General features: G+C 66.0%; 15 protein-coding genes and 1 pseudogene. 14 read left to right on the top strand and 2 right to left on the bottom strand.

Annotated features, from left to right (window positions below; genetic code table 11):
* From M529_RS49670 to ccoS, 12 genes and pseudogenes are all read left to right on the top strand, one after another.
* Positions 1-369 (top strand): annotated as a pseudogene (locus M529_RS49670) (hypothetical protein); the annotation flags it as partial.
* A gap of 504 nt (positions 370-873) precedes the next feature.
* Complete coding sequence (locus tag M529_RS31920) at positions 874-2,142, top strand: MFS transporter (RefSeq protein WP_021317321.1); 1,269 nt, start codon at positions 874-876, stop codon at positions 2,140-2,142.
* Positions 2,143-2,584: 442 nt separating this feature from the next.
* Positions 2,585-6,787, top strand: coding sequence for a glycosyltransferase (locus tag M529_RS47680; RefSeq protein WP_161626328.1), 4,203 nt, complete (start codon positions 2,585-2,587; stop codon positions 6,785-6,787).
* A 99-nt stretch (positions 6,788-6,886) separates the two neighbouring features.
* Entirely contained in the window at positions 6,887-7,651 is a 765-nt protein-coding gene (locus M529_RS31930; RefSeq protein WP_021317323.1) for a Crp/Fnr family transcriptional regulator, read from the top strand.
* A gap of 134 nt (positions 7,652-7,785) precedes the next feature.
* A complete protein-coding gene (gene ccoN / locus M529_RS31935; RefSeq protein WP_021317324.1) occupies positions 7,786-9,444 on the top strand; it encodes a cytochrome-c oxidase, cbb3-type subunit I in 1,659 nt (552 codons plus the stop codon).
* Positions 9,445-9,456: 12 nt separating this feature from the next.
* Positions 9,457-10,191 (top strand): cytochrome-c oxidase, cbb3-type subunit II, encoded by a 735-nt coding sequence (gene ccoO, locus M529_RS31940; protein ID WP_021317325.1) that lies wholly within the window; start codon positions 9,457-9,459, stop codon positions 10,189-10,191.
* Complete coding sequence (locus M529_RS31945) at positions 10,188-10,364, top strand: cbb3-type cytochrome c oxidase subunit 3 (protein WP_021317326.1); 177 nt, start codon at positions 10,188-10,190, stop codon at positions 10,362-10,364. The genes ccoO and M529_RS31945 overlap by 4 nt, the downstream gene beginning before the upstream one ends.
* Entirely contained in the window at positions 10,357-11,277 is a 921-nt protein-coding gene (gene ccoP, locus M529_RS31950; protein ID WP_021317327.1) for a cytochrome-c oxidase, cbb3-type subunit III, read from the top strand. Before M529_RS31945 ends, ccoP begins: the two co-directional genes overlap by 8 nt.
* A 171-nt stretch (positions 11,278-11,448) precedes the next feature.
* On the top strand, positions 11,449-12,885 hold the full coding sequence (gene ccoG / locus M529_RS31955; RefSeq protein WP_021317328.1) for a cytochrome c oxidase accessory protein CcoG: 1,437 nt from the start codon (positions 11,449-11,451) through the stop codon (positions 12,883-12,885).
* A complete protein-coding gene (locus tag M529_RS31960) occupies positions 12,882-13,358 on the top strand; it encodes a FixH family protein (protein ID WP_031294737.1) in 477 nt (158 codons plus the stop codon). Before ccoG ends, M529_RS31960 begins: the two co-directional genes overlap by 4 nt.
* Positions 13,358-15,493, top strand: coding sequence for a heavy metal translocating P-type ATPase (locus M529_RS31965; RefSeq protein ID WP_021317330.1), 2,136 nt, complete (start codon positions 13,358-13,360; stop codon positions 15,491-15,493). Before M529_RS31960 ends, M529_RS31965 begins: the two co-directional genes overlap by 1 nt.
* Positions 15,490-15,636, top strand: a complete 147-nt coding sequence (ccoS, locus tag M529_RS31970; protein ID WP_021317331.1) for a cbb3-type cytochrome oxidase assembly protein CcoS — start codon at positions 15,490-15,492, stop codon at positions 15,634-15,636. The genes M529_RS31965 and ccoS overlap by 4 nt, the downstream gene beginning before the upstream one ends.
* 33 nt (positions 15,637-15,669) lie before the next feature.
* On the opposite strand, the gene M529_RS31975 is transcribed toward ccoS, so the two are convergent.
* Both M529_RS31975 and M529_RS31980 read right to left on the bottom strand, forming a co-directional pair.
* Positions 15,670-16,452 carry an enoyl-CoA hydratase gene (locus tag M529_RS31975; protein WP_021317332.1) on the bottom strand — a complete coding sequence of 261 codons (783 nt, stop codon included), beginning with the start codon at positions 16,450-16,452 and terminating at the stop codon, positions 15,670-15,672.
* The gene (locus tag M529_RS31980) at positions 16,449-17,633 is read right to left on the bottom strand and encodes a CaiB/BaiF CoA transferase family protein (protein WP_021317333.1); all 1,185 of its coding nucleotides are present in this window, start codon (positions 17,631-17,633) and stop codon (positions 16,449-16,451) included. Before M529_RS31980 ends, M529_RS31975 begins: the two co-directional genes overlap by 4 nt.
* A gap of 194 nt (positions 17,634-17,827) precedes the next feature.
* On the opposite strand from M529_RS31980, the gene M529_RS31985 reads away from it, so the two are divergent.
* Both M529_RS31985 and M529_RS31990 read left to right on the top strand, forming a co-directional pair.
* Positions 17,828-19,693 carry a pyrroloquinoline quinone-dependent dehydrogenase gene (locus M529_RS31985; RefSeq protein ID WP_021317334.1) on the top strand — a complete coding sequence of 622 codons (1,866 nt, stop codon included), beginning with the start codon at positions 17,828-17,830 and terminating at the stop codon, positions 19,691-19,693.
* 9 nt (positions 19,694-19,702) lie between these two features.
* The gene (locus M529_RS31990; protein WP_021317335.1) at positions 19,703-20,053 is read left to right on the top strand and encodes a hypothetical protein; all 351 of its coding nucleotides are present in this window, start codon (positions 19,703-19,705) and stop codon (positions 20,051-20,053) included.
* The last annotated feature ends 31 nt before the right edge of the window (positions 20,054-20,084 follow it).

A 20,084-nucleotide genomic window follows, 5' to 3' on the forward strand; every position in this document is an offset into this window, starting at 1 on the left:
TGGCAATATCGCCCTGCCGCGCCGGGAAGCTGGACCTATCGTTCGGACGCTGCCGGATCGGTCGCGCAGTTCGGAACGCAGGCCTCCATCCGCTGCGACATTGCCACACGCCGCATCCGCATCGCCCGCGCCGGGGGGACGCAGGGGCCGCTGACCATCCGCACCAGCTTCGGCGCGGTGAGCTGGCCAGCCACCGCATCGGGCGGCGCGATGCCGGAACTGGTTGCCGTGCGGGCGGCCAACGATGTGGTGCTGGATCAGATCGCCTACAGCCGCGGCCGTTTTGCGCTGGAGGCGGCGGGTTTGCCGATGCTCATCCTGCCGCCTTGGGCGGAGGTGGCGCGGGTGATCGAGGATTGTCGGGCTTGACGAGTGCGTCGCGCCGAAATCGCGGACGAACAAGTATGATTCGAAAAAAGAATAATACAAGCCTTGATCATGCAACCCGCCTGATTCACATATCATCTCGTGGCCGGTGAAAGGCTTTGAAGCCTCAGCCGGACACGCGGGCTTCAACATAGCGAAAGGAGGTGATCCGATGTCTCATGGTTCAGCAATGGGGTCGGTCAAGTCCTGTCGGGGAACGCGCCGCTGAGCGACGCCGCAGCGTCGATCCTTCCGGGCGTGGAAGCCAAGTCGCCGATACACAGGCGCATTCCTGCCCGAACCGGATAGCGCGATACACGTTTCCCTGGGGCGGCACTTTCGGCCGCTGACCATGTCAATGATGGGCCGTCGGGCTGGACCCGGCGGCCCCTCTCATGTTGATGGCATTCTCGCGGTGGGACCTTCGCGAGCCCCTGGTCTCCGAAGCCCGTCCGGCGGCTCTGCAAGGCGGTTGCCAGCATCACCCGAGCTGGGCGAGGATGTCTCATGACCGCTCCCCGTCCCCTGGATCGCCGCTCCCTTGCTCTTGCAGCCATTTCCACCATCGTGGAGTGGTACGACTTCACGCTCTTCCTCTATCTCGCCACGGTCCTGGCCCGCGTCTTCTTTCAGGGGACGGACGCGGTGCTGACCGCGCTGGCGGGATTTGCCGTCGCCTATCTGATGCGTCCGATCGGCGCCGTGGTGTTCGGGCATTTCGGCGATCGGCACGGCCGGCGCGCGACGCTGCTGGCGTCGATGGCGCTGATGACGGTTGCCATGCTGCTGACGGCCATGCTGCCGACCGCATCGCAGGTCGGTCCGGTCGCGGGGCTCCTGCTGCTCGTCCTGCGCTGCGTCATGGGTTTTGCCGTGGGCGGGGAATATACCGGGGTTGTCGCCTATCTCCTGGAAGGGGCGGAGCCCCACCGGCGCGGCCTGGTGACGTCCATGGCCGCGGCGACGAGCGAGGTGGGCGGTCTGCTTGCCGCCGGGATGGCGGCGCTCACCGTCAGCCTCTTGCCTCCGTCCGCGCTCGACGATTGGGGCTGGCGGATTCCCTTCCTCTTCGGCGCGATGCTCGCCGGCCTGATCTTCGCCGCGCGTGCGGCCATGGGGGAATCGCCCGAGTTCGAGGCGCATCGCGCTGCTGGAACGCTCGTTCGCCGTCCGCTTCGCCATGCTGCGGCCCGCCATCGTGCCGGCATCATGCGCGGATTTGCGATCTCCGCCTTGGGATCGATCACTTACTATATCGGCATCACCTATGTGCCGGTCTATCTTTCCTCGATCGGCCGGCTGGACGAGGCGCAGGCCTTGCGGCTTGCAACAGTGGCTGCTGTCGCCGTGATCCTGGTGACGCCGCTGGTGGGCCTGCTTTCCGACCGGATGGGACGCCGGAAGGTGCTGGTCGGCCTTGCGGTCCTGGCGGTGGTCCTGCCCTATCCGTCCTTCCGGCTGTTCGCTAGCGCCGTCCCCGCCGCACCGTTTGGGGGAGCGCTGCTGCTCGCGGTGCTGGCCGGCGGGGTGAGCGCCGTCGGTGCCGTCGCCACTGCGGAGCAGCTGCCGGCCGAGGGTCGCCTGAGTGGCCTGGCACTGGGCGCTACCACGGCCACAGCGCTGTTCGGCGGCGTCGCGCCCTGGCTGGCCCAGATGGCGGTCGCCCGCATCGGCGCGTCCACCGCCCCCGCCGCGATGATCGCGCTCGTTGCTCTTGCGGCGCTTCCGCTGCTGCTTGCGCTCCCCGAGACGTTGCCGCGCAGAGCAAGCGATTGACCGTCGCGGCAGGAAGATGCGCAAGCGGGATGGGGGCGGGCGCCGTTGGTCAACTTCCGACCGTGGGCGTTCCTGCGCTTGAATTTCCACTTTTGCTGCACCTGCTCCCTCTAGCCATTCGCCGCCGGATCAAATACGACTGCCTTACACGACGCTCGATCGAGGAGGCGTGAGGGGAACAGGGATGAATCACGAAACGGAAACTTCTTCAAACCGCGCCGTAGAGGATGTCCTGGTCATCACGGATAATAACGAATTTCCCTCCGACATCCTATTTGTCGATGAGACTCAGTCGGATGATCTCGGTGACGTTGCGAATGCCCCGGAGGAGCAGAATTTTACTGTTCCGCCCCGTGAATTCATTATCGTTGCATTTCCGAATTATTCCAAAACTAACCCTTATCAGGATGGGCTATACAGTTCGTTCAAGGGTTCGGGAGAAGTGATATATGGCAGTATCGAAGAGGCGATCGGACTGCTCCAGGAACATGCAGGGAAGAACGTCCTCTTTCATCTGCACTGGCCCGAGCCGCTCTTCGCCGGCGTTCAGGACGATTTCGGCTATGAAGTCCGCGCCAGCGAATTCCTGAAGGCCGTCAGCCTGTTCCAGTCGATGGGCGGCATGTTCGTATGGACCATCCACAACCGCCTGTCGCACGACCGCCGCTATGGCGACCTGGAGCCGGCGTTCCTCCAGAAGCTGGCCCACGCCGCCAACAGCATTCACGTCCACAGCGAAGCGGCGATCCCGCAGATCAACGAATATTACGAGGTCGACCCGCGCAAGTGCATCGTCGTTCCGCATGGCAGCTATGAGGGTTATTACGGCCCCGCCTTCGACAAATATCAGTCCCGCGACATGCTCGGCCTCGCGCACGCGGAAAAGCTGCTGGTCTTCTTCGGCCAGCTGAGGCCCTACAAGGGCATCGACGAGCTGATACAGGCTTTCAACGCGGCCACGGCGGGCGACGATCATGTCCATCTGCTGATCGTGGGCAAGCCCATGTCGGGCTTCACCTCCGCCCAGGCGCGCATGATCGAGGAAAGTAATCCGCGCATCCACGTCCGCGAAGGGTTCGTGCCCGACAGCAAGATCCCGGTCATCGTCGGGGCCGCCGACCTCATGGTTCTTCCCTATCGGGAGATCCTCACCTCCGGCTCGATCATGCTCGCTGCGACCTATGGCAAGCCGGTGATCACGCCTCGCCTGCCCACGCTTGCCTTCGTCGGCGAGGAGTCGCTGGGCATCCAGTACGAGCCTGGCGTCGATGGCGCGCTGGAGCAGGCGATCCGGGAGGGCCTGGAACTCTCCAGCAAGGAAGCGCGCGCGATTTCCGCGAGCGCCACCCAGTTCGCCAGGCAGCATAGCTGGCCGGTCGTCAGCGACCTGTTCCAGGGCAAGATCGTCGAGACGCTGGTTCCGTCGGTCGAGACGGTCAAGGTCGGCCGCAAGAGCCGTGACGTGCAGGTCATCCGAAAGCCGGCGGAAGCGGGCTTCATCGGCATCGCCCTCGTCTACTACCACAGCTGGGAGGACATATCCCGGCTGCTCCCGACGATCCCGGCGGAGGTCGGCGGGAAGCCCGTGAAGATCTATCTCTTCGACAATTCCAGCCGCGGCAGGCCCAATTACAAGGTCGCGAACCTGTGCGACGTCTATGCCACCATGCAGGACAATATCGGTTACGCCGCCGCGAACAACATCCTGCTTTCAATGATCAAGGACGATGGGTGCGACTATGCGTTCGTCCTCAATCCCGACACGACGCTGGCGAAAGACACGCTGGACGTGCTGGTCGCCAACGCCAAGCCGGGTATAGTTCAATCGCCGCTGATCCTCGACGAGGACGGGACCATTTCCTATGGCGGCGGTCGCGTCCGCCACGATAATAGCGGCCAGATCCATGTCGAGCACCTGCTGGAGCGCGAGCAGAAGGGGGCCGCGCCCGTCGCGCCCTATTCCGTGCACGTGCTCAATGGCTGCGCGCTGTTCCTGCCCAGCGCCCTGCTCGACAAGATCGGCTACATCCCGGAGGATTATTTCCTCTATTATGAAGAGACCGACTGGTGCCTTTCCGCGAGGAAGAAGGGCGCCAAGCTGATCGTCGAGCCGAGGGCGACGATCACCCATCACAAGCGGTCCAAGGCGGGCGACTTCCCGTCGATCCACTACACCTATTATCTGCTGCGCAACAAATTCAATTTCAGCAGGACGTGGAATCGGAAGGGTTCGCCGCTCGACCTGGAAGAGATCGCCCGCGATACCACGGTCAATTTCGTGTCCGCCTGGCGGGAGAAGCTGGCCAAGACCTATCCGCAACTGATCCCAGTGTTCGAACGCTGCGTGCAGGCCGCGTTCGAGGACGGAAAGGCTGGGGTCAAGGGAAGGATCGACCTTGCCGCCCGGATCGACGCAGTGCCCATGCCGGACCTGCCGGTGAGCCACGGCCGCATCGACAAGGTGGACAAAAGATCGCTCAGCGGATGGTTCTGTCAGCGGACCGCCGATGCAGACAGCTGGGAAAAATCCTCCGCCTGGCTGTTCCGGAACGGCAGCCCGCTTTCGCCGATCGAGCCCACATCCCTCAGGCACGACGTCGCGGGAGCTGGCTACAGCAACGAAAGCGGTTTCTCGCTCAACATCCCCCGTTCGGAGGATGGCGAACAGCATCAATATGAGATCAGGATGACGTCCGACGGACGAAAGCTAGCGACGTCGGTCGCCGTCAAGCAGGACGTGTGGCCGCTCATCGTCGAAACCAACTTCGCCCGCAAGCCAAAGCTGCGCTCGTTCCTCGAGAACATCGCCGATGGCCAGATCACCGGCTGGGCAGCAGACCTGGAGCATCCGGACGTCGGCATCCGGCTGGACGTCTATGTGAGCGGCCAGCTGCTGTGCGCCAATGTGCTCAGCTCCAACTTCCGGCAGGACCTCAAGAGCGCGGGGATCGGAGACGGCCGCCACGCCTTCGCGCTCCGCGTTCCGAACGAAATCCTGCTGCGCAGTGACGTCGATATCGAGATCCGACTGGCCGGGTCGCGCGAGACGTTGCAGAGGAAGACGGTCAAGGTCGTCAATGACTCGCGCGGTTTCTCGACCGCGTTCGACATGGATAAGTTCTTCCGCTGGGCCTATATCGAGGAACGGATGGCCGCAGGCCATTCGGAAAACGCGACCAAGCTGCTCCACCAGTTCGAGATGGAGAAGCTGCGCCGGCTGTCGCTGTGCGACGACAGGATGGAAGGCCCGCTGGCTTCGGTCATCATGCCAGCCTTCAACCGAGAAACGGTGATCGCGGACTCCATCAATTCGGTGCTGCAGCAGAGCTACGGCAATTTCGAGCTTCTGATCATCGATGACGGGAGCAAGGACAACACCGCGGCCGTGGTGGAAACCTTCACCGACGAACGGATCAGGTTCATCCGGCTGGAACAGAATGCGGGCGTGTCGGCCGCGCGCAACGTCGGGCTGGAGCACGCGACGGGCGACATCATCACCTATCTGGATTCGGACAATATCTGGGATTCCGATTTCCTGAAGATCATGGTCAACGCGCTTGTCGCCAACTCGACCTATGAGTGCGCCTATGCCGGGCAGGTGATCTATCAGGTCGTCCCCACCATGGGAGGCGAAAGCTACAAGGCCGAGCACCGCGCCATGCGCTTTGCGCCGTTCAACCGCAGCCGGATGGAGGAGCGGAACTTCATCGATCTCAATGTCTTCGTCCACAAACGCTTCCTGTACCGCTCGCTCGGCGGCTTCGACACCAGTCTGCGGCGCCTGGTCGATTGGGATCTCATCATGCGCTATACGCAGGACAATGTCCCGCTGATGGTTCCCTGCCTGCTGAGCAACTATTTCATCGGCAAGACGGACAATCAGATTACATCGGTCGAGGATTTCAACAGCAATCGGGCGGCGTTGAAGATTCGGTCCCCGATCAAGCTGCTGAGCCAGGTCCCCGCTACGCCCGAACTGCTGAACATTCTGGTGTCTTGCGGTTCCCGGGAAGAAATGGAAGCATGGGTGGTGGCGAACGCCAGGCTGCTGCGCTCCACGACCGGTATCGTGTCAGCCGTCTGGCTGGAGGAGGGCGTCGCTCACGCCGTCGCGATGGACGCGGCCGACTGGCCGGGTCGGATCCTGACAGACGAAGACGTGCGGATCGTGGAACGCCCCACGGACGTGCTGCTGGAGGCCTTTGCCGTGAGGCCGAGCGCCGATCTGCTGCTGACCAGCGGACACTACGCGGTCGGCGGGAACTGGCATTCGGTGATCAACAAGGCGCAGAGTTCCGGCAATGTGCTGGCGATCACCGGTCGCGTCTATGGCAAGCCGAAAAGCTCTCGCTTCGGCAGCATCTATAGCGACGTCGTGCCCCGCATGGTGGCGGGGCATGTCGAATCCTGGTCGATCAATTCCCGGATCCAGGGTCAGGTGACTCGCAGCATCCCGCGCGACTACCTCTTCGTCGGCAGGGAACGCACCTCGCCGTTCCTTCAGGCCGCGACACTGGCCAGCGATATCGACGCGATGCTGGACATCGTGTTCGGCTTTGCCGGCATGACGGGCGACAGGTTTATCTATACGCCAGAACTGGTGGGATGCGAATATGGGGAGATCCCGAACTTCATCCTGGGTTGAGGGCACTTGCGGGAGGCGGCCAGCCGCCGCCTGCATCGCCGGGGCCGCTAGGGATATTTACGGATAGGGCCTTGGGCGTCCGCGCGTCATTCAGCGCGCATGGACATGAAGTTTGATCTGGCGCAAATCGCGCCGCCTCCCCACGTCGCCTTTCCCATGAGTGCGCCGATGCGTGCCTGCGCCGCCGGGTCCTGCGACCAGTGCGGGGTGCGCGATCGCGCGATCTGCGCCGACCTGCCGTCGGGAGATCGAGAGGCGCTGAGCCAGATCGGCCGGCGCGTGGCCCTGCGCGCGGGGCAGACGGTGATGTGGGAAGGCGACGACAGCATGGTTGTCGCCAATGTGATCGAGGGGACGCTGAAGCTGTCCACTTCCCTGGGCGACGGGCGCGAGCAGATCGTCGGCGTCGTCTATCCGTCGGATTTCATCGGCCGCCCGTTCGGCACGCTGACGCCGCACAGCGTGACGGCTCTCACCGACGCGCGGCTCTGCCTCTTTCCGCGCCGCGCCTTCGACGGCTTTGCCCGCAGCCATGGGGCGTTGCAGCACCGGCTTCTCGCAAGGACGCTCGACGACCTAGACCGCACCCGCGCCTGGATGCTTCTGCTCGGCCGGAAGAGCGCGCGGGAGAAGGTGGCGACCTTCCTGCTCGACATGGGCCGTCGCTTGCCCATCGATCGGGACGGCACGATCGAGCTGCCGCTTTCCCGCCAGCAGGTCGCCGATATCCTGGGTCTCACCATCGAGACCGTTTCGCGCCAGATGAACGAGATGAAGCGCCTGGGCGTCATCGCCCTGCCGGGCCGGCGCGGCGTTCGGCTGATCGACGCGGTTGCCCTGGAGGCGATGGCCGGGGGCGATTGAACCTCGGCCGCGCGATCTCCGGGCGCCCTACGGATTATCCCCTAAAGACCCCGGCCCGGCGCTTTGACAGAGGTCAATGCAGGGGGACGGCACCGGCCGCAGTGGTGCCGCCAAGCCTTTGACGGGGAATTTACATGGAAAGACTGGTTCTGAGGACGGGCAGCTGGTTCGCGCTCGCACTCGCGGCCTTCGCGGCGGCGGTGGCGGCGGCGGACTCCGGCTTTGCCGTCCATATGGGGATCGTCAGCGCTGCCGCGCTGCTGGTCGCGGTCCTGACGATGCGCGGCGCGGACTATGCCGGCATCGCGCGCGGATGGCTGAAGATGCCCGCCGACGAAGGGCGCTATTATGACGACGTGATCCGCTGGGGCGTGATCGCCACGGTGTTCTGGGGCCTCGCGGGCTTTCTCGCCGGGCTTTACATCGCTTTGCAGCTCGCCTTCCCGGCGCTGAACCTGGGCCTTGAATATACCAGCTTCGGGCGGCTGCGGCCGCTGCACACCTCCGCGGTCATCTTCGCCTTCGGCGGCAATGCGCTGATCGCCACCAGCTTCTACGTCGTCCAGCGCACCTGCCGCGCCCGGCTGTTCTCGCCCGCGCTCGCGAACTTCGTCTTCTGGGGCTACCAGCTTTTCATCGTGCTGGCCGCCACCGGCTACCTCATGGGCATCACCGAGGGCCGCGAATATGCCGAGCCCGAATGGTATGTCGACCTGTGGCTGACCATCGTCTGGGTCGCCTATCTCGTGGTCTTCGGCGGCACGATCCTGAAGCGCAGCGAGCCGCACATCTATGTGGCGAACTGGTTCTACCTCAGCTTCATCCTGACGATCGCGATGCTGCACATCGTCAATAACCTGACGGTGCCGGTCAGCTTCCTGGGCTCCAAGAGCTACAGCGCCTTCGCCGGCGTGCAGGACGCCCTGACCCAGTGGTGGTACGGCCATAATGCGGTGGGCTTCTTCCTGACCGCCGGCTTCCTCGCCATGATGTATTATTTCGTGCCCAAGCAGGCCGAGCGGCCGGTCTACAGCTATCGCCTGTCGATCATCCACTTCTGGTCGCTGATCTTCCTCTATATCTGGGCGGGTCCGCACCACCTGCATTACACCGCGCTGCCCGACTGGGCGCAGACGCTGGGCATGGTCTTCTCGATCATGCTGTGGATGCCGAGCTGGGGTGGCATGATCAACGGCCTGATGACGCTGAATGGCGCCTGGGACAAGATCCGCACCGACCCGATCATCCGCATGATGGTGATGGCGCTCGCCTTTTACGGCATGTCGACCTTCGAAGGCCCGATGATGTCGGTGAAGGCGGTCAACAGCCTTTCGCACTATACCGACTGGACCATCGGCCATGTCCATTCCGGCGCGCTCGGCTGGAACGGCATGATCACCTTCGCCTCGCTCTACTATCTCGCCCCGCGCCTGTGGAAGCGCGAGCGGCTCTATTCGCTGCGCCTCGTCAACTGGCACTTCTGGCTCGCGACGGTGGGTATCGTCCTCTACGCCGCGTCGATGTGGGTCGCGGGCATCATGCAGGGGCTGATGTGGCGCGAATATGGGTCGGACGGCTATCTGGTCTACGCCTTCTCGGAAGTCGTGAGCGCCATGCTGCCCATGTACCTGATCCGCGCGGCCGGTGGCCTGCTCTACCTGTCGGGCGCGATCATCATGGCCTGGAACATCGGCCGTACCATCGCCGGCAGCCCGCTGCGCGTGGAGAAGCCGATGCACGACGCGGCATACGACCCGGCGGTCGACAAGCCGCTGATCGCCCAGCCCGTTTAAGGAGACGCCCTCATGGCATCCCGTTTTTTCGACCATGGCAAGCTCGAGCGCAACGTCTCGCTGCTCGGCATCGCCGCTCTGATCGTCGTCGCCATCGGCGGCATCGTGGAGATCGCGCCCCTCTTCTGGATCGACAACACGATCGAGAAGGTGGAGGGGGTGCGTCCCTACACGCCGCTGGAGCTGGCGGGGCGCAACATCTACATTCGCGAAGGCTGCTACAATTGCCACAGCCAGATGATCCGCCCCTTCCGGGACGAGACCGAGCGCTACGGTCATTACAGCCTCGCTGCCGAGAGCATGTACGACCATCCTTTCCAATGGGGGTCGAAGCGTACCGGGCCGGACCTCGCCCGCGTGGGCGGTCGCTATTCGGACGAATGGCATGTCCAGCACCTGAAGGATCCGCGCGCGGTGGTGCCGGAATCGATCATGCCCACCTATCCCTTCCTCGCGGAGCGCGACCTGAAGGCGGGCGACATGGCCGCGCACCTGACGGCGCTGTCCGATGTCGGCGTGCCCTATAGCAAGGATGACGTGGCCAAGGCGAATGCCGACCTCACGGCCCAGGCCGACCCGACAGCCGACGCCGCCGACCTGCTGAAGCGCTACCCCAAGGCGCAGGTGCGCGATTTCGACGGCGACCCGAACAGGCTGACCGAGATGGACGCGCTGGTCGCCTATCTCCAGATGCTGGGGACGCTGGTCGACGTGAATGCCGCCGAGCCGCAGGAGGTGGAGCGATGAGTAGCTATGACACGCTGCGGCATTTCGCCGACAGCTGGGGGCTGGTGTTCATGGGGGCGAGCTACCTCGTCCTGGTGGGCTGGCATTTCCTGCCGCGTGGCCGCGCGCACAGCCGCGCCGCCGCCACGATGATCTTCAAGGACCGCGATGAGACGGAGGCCGATCATGGCTGACGACAAGCATATCGACGCCGCCACGGGCACGGAGTTCAAGGGCCACGAATGGGACGGCATACGCGAACTGGATACGCCGCTGCCGCGCTGGTGGCTGTGGACCTTCTATGCCACCATCCTCTTCGCGATCGCCTATACCATCGCCTATCCCGCCTGGCCGATGATCCACGGCGCCACGCGGGGCATGCTCGGCTGGTCGAGTCGGGGCGCTCTGGACAAGGAACTGGCCGCGCGCGAGGCGCAGGTGGCGCCGATCCGCAAGGCGATCGCCGAAACGCCGGTCGAGGCGCTCCCCGGCAAGCCGCAGTTGATGCAGGCGGCGGTCGAGGGCGGACGCGCCGCCTTCCGCGTGCATTGCGTGCAGTGCCACGGTTCGGGCGCGGCGGGGTCGAAGGGCTATCCCAACCTCAATGACGACGACTGGCTGTGGGGCGGTGACCTTGCGACGATCGAGAAGACGATCTTCGATGGCGTGCGCAATCCCGACCATGCGGCGACCCGCATGTCGCAGATGCCCGCTTTCGGCCGGGACCAGTTGCTGACCGCGGCGCAGGTGGACGATGTCGTCGCCTATGTCCGCACGATCAGCCGGCAGGATCGGCTGGGCGCGGCGGCGCAGCGCGGCGCAAAGTTGTTCGCCGACAATTGCGCCGTCTGCCATGGTCCCGCCGGCCACGGCAATCGCGCGCTGGGTGCGCCCAACCTGACCGACGGCATCTGGCTCTATGGCGGCGACGCCGACACGATCCACCAGACCGTATGGAACAGCCGCCAGGGCGTGATGCCCCGCTGGGGCGACAAGCTCGACAAGGCAACCGTCCGCATGCTCGCCGCTTATGTCCACAGCCTCGGCGGGGGCGAGGCGGCGCCTGTCGTGGCGACGGCCAAAGGGGCGGGCGATGCGGGGCGCTGAGCCGTTCCTTCCCTGGAAGGGGAGGTGGCAGGGCGAAGCCCTGACGGAGGGGTGTCCCGCCGTCGAGAGGGTGACACCCCTCCACCACCCGCTTCGCTGGTTGAATGGAGTCACATGCCTCCATTCAACCCCCTCCCCCTGTGGGGGAGGAACAGGCGAGCACATCCCATCATGCTGATGCCCGCCGGCTCTTCCGACCTCTATGAAAGGCGCAAGGGCGTCTATCCCAAGGCGGTGGACGGCTTCTATCGCCGCCTCAAATGGGCGGTGATGGTGGTGACGCTTACCATCTACTGGGTGACGCCGTGGCTGCGCTGGGATCGCGGACCCTATGCGCCCGACCAGGCGGTGCTGATCGACCTCGCCCACCGGCGCTTCTACATGTTCGCGATCGAGATCTGGCCCCAGGAATTCTATTATGTCGCGGGCCTGCTCATCATGGCGGGGGTGGGTCTGTTCCTCGTCACCTCGGCGGTGGGGCGCGCCTGGTGCGGCTATGCCTGCCCGCAGACGGTGTGGACCGACCTGTACCAGCATGTCGAACGCTTCATCGACGGCGACCGCAACGCGCAGATCCGGCTGGCGAAGGCGCCCTGGACCCCGGCGAAGGTGGCGAGGCGCCTGCTCAAATGGAGCGTCTGGCTGGCCATCGCCTTCCTGACGGGTGGCGCCTGGATTTTCTATTTCGCCGATGCGCCGACGCTCCAGCAGCAGTTCTGGACAGGCACCGCCGCGCCCGTCGCCTATGCGACGGTCGGCGTGCTGACCGCCACCACCTTCGTCCTGGGCGGCTTCATGCGCGAGCAGGTGTGCATCTATATGTGCCCTTGGCCGCGCATCCAGACCGCGATGCTGGACGAGAAGTCGCTGGTCGTCACCTACAAGGACTGGCGTGGGGAGAAGCGCGGCAGCCTGAAGAAGGCGGAGGCGCATCCGGGCGATTATGGCGACTGCATCGACTGCAACCAATGCGTCGCCGTATGCCCGACCGGCATCGACATCCGCGAAGGGCCGCAGATCGGCTGCATCACCTGCGCGCTGTGCATCGACGCCTGCGACAAGGTCATGGCGCAGGTCGGTCGCCCGCGCGGCCTGATCGACTATTGCACCGAGGACGATGCGGAGGCGGAGAGGAAGGGGGCAGCGCCCCGCCCGGTGCTGAGGACGCTGCTGCGTCCCCGCACCATCGCCTATTTCACGCTCTGGTGCGGGATCGGCCTTGCCATGCTGTTCGCGCTCGGCGCCCGCACCCGCATAGAGATCAGCGCGCAGCAGGACCGCAATCCCATTGCCGTGCGCCTGTCCGACGGCATGGTCCGCAACGCCTATACGGTGAAGCTGCGCAACATGGAGGCGCGGCCCCGCCCGATGGCGGTGACGGTCGAGGGGCTGCCGGGCGCGCGCCTCTGGACCGACGCCATGACCCGCGACGAGGCTCGTCCCGTTCTCGCGGCGACAGTCCCCGCCGACAGCGTCGCCAAATTGCGCCTGTTCATCGCCCTGCCGGGCGCCGGGCCGCAGCGCCAGGACTTCCGCTTCGCCGTTCGCGCCACCGACCGCGAGGGCGGCGGCGACAGCGAGCCCGCCCGTTTCGAAAGGCCCCAATGATGTCCAACAGCCTTCCCGCGCGCCGCTTCACCGGCTGGCACATGACCGCGATCCTGGTCGCTTTCTTCGCGGTGGTGATCGCGGTCAACATGCTGATGGCGACGGTGGCCGTCCGTTCCTTCGGAGGCACGGTGGTAGAGAACAGCTATGTCGCCAGCCAGCGCTTCAATGGCTGGCTGGCCGCCGCACGGATGCAGGACCGGCTGCGCTGGAAGGACGATGTAGTGACCGATAGCGTGCGCCACGTCGTGCTGATTCTGGACGATGAAGCCGGCGCGCCGGTCCGGGGCGGGACGGTGAAGGCGCTGGCGCAGCATCCGCTCGGCCGGGCCGCCGACATTCCGCTCGCCTTCCAGGAGACCGCTCCGGGCCGCTATGTCAGCGTGACGGGCTTGCCGGCGGGTCGCTGGCGTGTTCGCCTCGACGTGCGGCACGGCGGCGGCGAACAGCATCTGCTGCGGGAGGTCGACTGATGGCGACCCGGGCGCTTCTCCCCGAACCGGAACCGCGGGTCGATACGCGCGAGAGCCTGCTCGCCGTCCCCGGCATCCACTGCGCGGGTTGCATGGCGAAGATCGAGAATGGCCTGCCGAGGGTGACCGGGATTGAATCCGCCCGCGTCAACATGGATGCGAAGCGCGTCGCGATCCGGCATGATCCGGCGCTGAGCCCGCCCGAGCTCAAGGCGGCGCTGGCCCGCCTCGGTTTCGAGGCGGAGCCGCTCGCTGACCCGGGCGTCGACGTTGCGGCGGCGGAGAACCGGTCGCTGCTCCGCGCGCTTGCCGTCGCCGGCTTCGCGGCGATGAACATCATGCTGCTGTCGGTTTCGGTCTGGTCGGGCGCGGAAGGTGCCACGCGCCAGATGTTCCACTGGCTCTCCGCGCTGATCGCGCTGCCGACCGTCGCCTATGCCGGCCTGCCCTTCTTCCGTTCCGCCTGGGCGGCGCTGCGGCAGAGGCGTACGAACATGGACGTGCCGATCAGCATCGGCGTGCTGCTGACGACGGGGATGAGCCTCTACGAGACCGCGACGGGCGGCGCCCATGCCTGGTTCGACGGGGCGGTGATGCTGCTTTTCTTCCTGCTCGCTGGGCGCTGCCTCGACGGCCTGATGCGCAGCCGCGCGCGGGCCGGCGTCGCGGCGCTGCTCAAGCAGACCGCGCCGGGCGCGCTGGTGCTGGACGGGACGGGACAAAGTCGCTGGACGAAGGCGGATGCGCTTCGTCCGGGCATGCGGATGCTGGTCGCTGCGGGGGAGCGGCTGGCAGCGGACGGGCGCGTGCTGTCGGGGGACAGCGGTCTGGACATTTCGTTCCTGACCGGAGAAAGCGCGCCCGTCCGTGTCCGCACCGGCGATGCCGTGCAGGCCGGCGCCCTCAACGTCGCCGCTCCCTTGACGGTCGAGGTGACGGCGGCGGGCGCCGACACGGTGATCGCCGACATCGCAAGGCTGATGGAGGAGGCGGGGCAGGGCAAGTCGCGCTATGTCCGCCTCGCCGACCGCGCCGCGCGCTGGTATGCGCCCTGCGTGCACCTGCTCGCTGCCTTGTCCTTCGCCGGCTGGATGATCGCCGGGGCGGGCCTGCACCAGTCGCTACTGATCGCGGTGGCGGTGCTGCTCATCACCTGTCCCTGTGCGCTTGGCCTCGCCGTGCCGGCCGCGCAGGTCGTCGCGTGCGGCGCGCTGATGCGGCAGGGCGTGCTGGTGAAAGATGGGTCCGCGCTGGAGCGGCTCGCCGAAACCACCGAGGCCGTGTTCGACAAGACCGGCACGCTGACCCTCGGCCGGCCGGTGCCGCGCCATCTCGATCGGCTGGATGCGGAGGACCGCTCCATCCTGCTTGCGCTGGCACAGGCCAGCCGCCACCCGCTCAGCACCGCGCTGCGCCAGGCGCTCGAGGCGCAGGGCGTGCGCCCCGCCGCGCTCGGCGCGATCCGCGAGGTGCCGGGCGAGGGCCTGTTCGCCGAGCATAGCGGCGTGCCCGTCTCGCTGGCCCGGCCGCGCAGCCTCATCACCCTGTTCGAGCTGGCGAGCGAATATCGCCATGGCGCCGACGTGCATCTGCTGCCCTTCACCGACGCGATCCGTCCCGATGCGGCCGAAACGCTGGCGGCGCTGCGCAGCGCTGGTCTCAAGACCCTGATCGCCAGTGGCGACCGGCCGGAGGCGCTGGAGGAGATCGCCCGCGCGACCGGCACGACCGCGATCGGTCGCCTGCGCCCCGCGGACAAGCTGGCGCTGATCGACCGGCTGAAGGCGCAGGGTCAGAAGGTGCTGATGGTCGGCGACGGGCTCAACGATGGACCCGCGCTTGCTGCCGGCCATGCCAGCATGGCGCCCGCATCGGCGAGTGATGCCAGCCAGCTTACCGCCGATATCGTCTTCCTGGGGGACCGGCTGGCCCCGGTCGCGATCGCACTGCGCGCCGCTCGGCGCACGGTGCGGGTGGTGAAGCAGAATTTCGCGCTCGCCATCGGCTACAACGCGCTGGCCGTGCCGCTGGCCATAGCGGGGAAGGTGACGCCGTTGGTCGCCGCCGTCGCCATGTCACTGTCTTCGCTGGTGGTGATCGCCAATGCGTTGCGGCTGAAGGGGGCCGCGAAATGACCGGCCTCACCTTGCTCATCCCGCTGGCGCTGGGTTGCGGTCTGATGGGTCTTGCCGCCTTTTTCTGGGCGATGCGCAGCGGCCAGTTCGACGACATGCAGGGCGCCGCCATGCGGATGCTGGACGACGGCGAGGAGGGGTGAGGCCCTTCCCCGACGGGGAAAGGCTCTGACGGCTTATTCCCCCGCCCAGTCCGGCACCTTCTTGGTGCGCGCGAGGAAGTCGGCCACGCCGCGGCGGAAGTCGGCGCTGCCATAGACCTCGGCGATCAGGTCCTCCACATCCGGCAGGGCGCCGAAAGTCATGCGGCGGATCATCTCCTTGGTCGCGCGGGTGGTGAGGGGCGCATTCTCCGCTGCGCGCACGGCCAGCGCATCGGCCTCCGCATCCAGTGCCTCGCGCTCGACGATGCGCAGCAGGAAGCCGCTGTCGAGCAGTTCCTGCGCGGTCAGCATCTCACCCAGCAGCACCATGCGCTTGGCGCGCTGCACGCCGACGGCGCCGCCGATCCGGGCGACGCTGGCGGCCGACAGGCAGTTGCCGATGGTGCGGCCGATCGGCGATCCGAAGCGGGCGTCGCGCGTGGCGATGCGGAAGTCGCAGGCCGACGAGATGTTGATGCCGCCGCCCACGGCCCATCCCTCCACCACCGCGATGGTGGTGCAGGGGATCGCGTCGATCGCGCCCATGCAGTCATCGATGTCGCGCTCATAGTCGACGCCCTGCTGCCCGGTCTCGTAGTCGGCGAACTTCGTGATGTCAGTGCCGGAAATGAACGCCTTGCCGCCGACGCCGCGGAACACGGCGACGCGAATGGCGCGATCCGACGCGATGTCGCGGGCGGCATCGCGCAGGTCGTGCCACATCTGGCTGGTCAGCGCATTGTGCGCCGCCGGGTTGTGGAACTGGATATGCGCCTGGTTGCCGCGCTTCTCGTAGATCAGCCGCGCATCGCTCATTCGGCGGGTTCCTTCGCCGGCAGCAGGCCCTGTTCCACCAGTTCCTGCCGGATCGCGTCGCCATGCTCGTTCAGCAGCGGCGGTGGCATGCGCACCTGCTGCGGCGTCCCGCGCATCTTGACCGGGAAGCCCAGCGCCTTGAATTCGCCCTCGACCGGGTGCGGCACCATCTGCACCATGTCGCGCGCAACGGCCTGCTCGCTCGTCACCGCCTCGCCATAGTCGAGGATCGGTGCGGCGGGGACGCCGGCGGCCAGCAGGGCGTCGATCCACTCCTGCTTGGTGCGGGTGAGGAAGGTCGGCGCCAGATCCTCGATCAGTGCGATGCGGTTCGCCACGCGCGCCGCATTGGTGGAATAGCGCGGATCGTCCTGAAGCTCCGGACGGCCCAGCACCTGGAGGAAGGTGAGCCACAGGCCCTGGTTGGCCGCGCCGATCACGAACCAGCCGTCGGATGCCTGCACCGCCTGATAGGGCGCGGACATGCGGTTGGCCGAACCGATCGGCGTGGGGGACTTGCCGGTGCCCCACAATTCGGTCGTCTCCCAGATGGAAAGGCCCATGGCGGCTTCCAGCAGGGAGGCGTCGATATACTGTCCCTGGCCGCTCTTTTCCCGGCCGATGATCGCCGACAGGATGGCATAGGCGGAAAAGAGCCCGGCGCCCAGGTCCGCCACCGCGATGCTGTTCTTCGCCGGTTCCATGCCGGGGAAGCCGTTCGAGCTCAGAATGCCCGACATGGCCTGCGCGATCAGGTCGAAACCGGGACGCTGCGACCAGGGCCCGGTCTGGCCGAAACCCGAAATACTGGCATAGACGAGACGGGGGTTGATCTTCGACAGCGTGTCGTAGTCGATGCCCAAGCGCCCGGCGACGCCGGGACGGGCATTTTCCACGAGGACGTCGGCCGTCTTCACCAGCGCATAAAGCACTTCGCGATCGGCGTCGTCCTTCAGATTCAGGGTGATGCTGCGCTTGTTGCGGTTCAGTGCGAGGAAGCCGGGGCTGTCTTCCCCCTTCAGGCGAAACCCCATAGAATGCCGGGTCGAGTCGCCGGTCTTGGGCGGTTCGATCTTGATGACATCGGCGCCCATGTCGCCCAGCAACATGCAGCAGAATGGCCCGGCCATGACCTGCGATATATCGAGCACGCGGATACCAGCCAGCGGCAGCGTCGCCATATTCCTTCTCCCTACATGCGCCAGCACGGCGTCAAATTCGGCCACGGATCATATTGTATATGATTTGACGCTCTGCTAGCATCCGCGCGGCAAAAGAACAACCGGCCTCGTTCATTCCGTGCGCGGCCGTATGACGGAGAGGCAATTCCTTGAAAGGACTATTTGCAATTCGCCGGTCCTCCGCACTGGCGTCCTTGGTCTCCATCGCTGCGATTTCAGCCCCGGGGGGCGCGGCACCTTCCGCCAATGACTGGGCCAGCTATGCGCTCGACCCGGGCGGTGCCCGGCATTCGCCGCTGAAGGAGATCACGCCGCAAAATGTCGGCACGCTGCGCAAGGCCTGGACCTATCACATGCGGCCGGCCGGGCAGACGGCGGACGTCAGCATGATCCCGCCCGAAGCGCGCGGCCGCTTCGCCACCGGCTTTTCCGCTTCGGAAGCGACACCGCTGGTGGTGAACGGCGTCATGTACCTCTCGACTCCCTATAACCGCGTCGTGGCGCTGGACGCCGCGACGGGACAGGAAAAGTGGGTCCATGTCCTGGAGAATCGCGACCAGGCGCCGACGCGCGGCGTGGCCTACTGGCCCGGTTCCAAGGGCACCAAGCCCCGGATCTTCTTTGGCACGCGGTCGGGCAAGCTGATCGCGCTCGACGCCGCCACCGGCAAGCCGATCGCCGAGTTCGGCGAGGCAGGCACGGTGAACCTGAAGACGCCGGAGGTCATGAACGGCCTCAAGGTGGCGCCGCTCGGCATGAGCAGCCCGCCGGCGATCTACAAGGATCTGGTCATTACTGGATCGCGCGTGCAGGAAATGCCCGTGAAGGGCGCGGCGGGCGACGTCCGCGCCTGGGACGCGCGCACCGGCAAGCTCGTCTGGACCTTCCACACCATTCCCCGTGACGGCGAGCCGGGTGCCGATACCTGGGAGCCGGGCAGCCGGGAAGGCCGTTCGGGTACCAACGTCTGGACCTTCGTCCAGGTGGACGAGAAGCGGGGCATCGCCTACTTGCCGATCGGCGCGCCGACCTTCGACCGCTGGGGCGGGGACCGCAAGGGCACAAACCTCTATTCCAATTCCGTCGTTGCCGTCGACGCGGCCACCGGCAAATATCTCTGGCATTTCCAGACCATCCACCACGACATCTGGGACGTCGACCTGCCGACGCTCACCCTGATCGACATCCAGAAGGGCGGGCGGACCGTCCCGGCGCTGGTCGCGATGAACAAGATGGCGATCATGTTCATCCTCGACCGCGTGACCGGCAAGCCGCTGTTCGACGTGAAGGAAGTGCCGGTGCCGACCGACACGGACATCCCCGGCGAGCAGCCCTGGCCGACCCAGCCGATGCCGGTGGCGCCGCCGCCGCTCACCCGCCTGTCCTACGAGGCGACGGACCTGCTGGACGCGACGCCGGAACTGAAGGCGAAGTGCGAAAAGGTCGTGCGCGACCTGAATATCACGCCGAGCAAGATGTTCCAGCCGCTGCGGGCGGACAGCGCCGTCAATTTCTTCCCGGGCAGCCTGGGTGGCAGCGATTGGGGCGGCGGCACGTTCGACCCCAAGCTGGGGCTCTACATCATCAACATCAACGAACTGGCGAGCCCGCAGCAGCTGGCCAAGCAGCCGGACGGCACTTGGGGCATGAAGGCGGGCTATGCCTATTTCGCCGACATGGAGAGCGGCATTCCCTGCCACAAGCCGCCATGGGGCGAACTGGTCGCGGTGGATGTCGTGAAGGGCACCGTGGCCTGGCGCCGGCCGCTCGGCACCTCACCGGTGCCCGAACTTCCCGATGCGGGCATCACCAGCGCAGGCGGGCCGATCTCGACCGCCACCGGCGTCACCTTCATCGGCGGGACGAAGGACAGCCGCATGCGCGCCTTCGACACGAAGACCGGCAAGCTGCTGTGGGAAACCCAGCTGCCTGCCTCCAGCTACGGCGTGCCGATGACCTATGGCGTGGGGAAACGCCAGATGGTGGCAGTCGTCGCGACAGGGGGATTTGCCTTTACACCCGCCACCAGTGACGAGGTGGTGGCCTATTCGCTGCCCTGAGGAATTTCGATGCGTAAGCTAGCCATTGCCGTTTCCCTGTTTGCCGTCCCGCTGATCGGGGCGGGTGCCTTCGCCCAGGACGCCGCCGCCCCCGCTGCGGCATCCGCTACGCCCGCCGCTCCGCCGCCGGGGCCGGGACTGGACCTGATCAACGAGCGGTGCGGCTTCTGTCACACCATCGGCCAAGTCTTCCAGAAGCGCCGCACGCCGGCCGACTGGAGTGCGACGGTGCAGGGCATGGCCGACCGCGGCGCCGAGGTTTCGCCGGAAGAGATCAAGACGATCACTGACTATCTGGCGAAGAATTATGCTGCGGCCGACGGCGCGCCAGCCGGGGGCGCTCCGGGAGCGGGACGCTAGTCTCGATCTGGTTCTGCGTCCCCGATCGAGG

Source organism: Sphingobium ummariense RL-3 (assembly GCF_000447205.1).
In the GTDB taxonomy this organism is placed as follows: Bacteria; Pseudomonadota; Alphaproteobacteria; order Sphingomonadales; family Sphingomonadaceae; genus Sphingobium; species Sphingobium ummariense.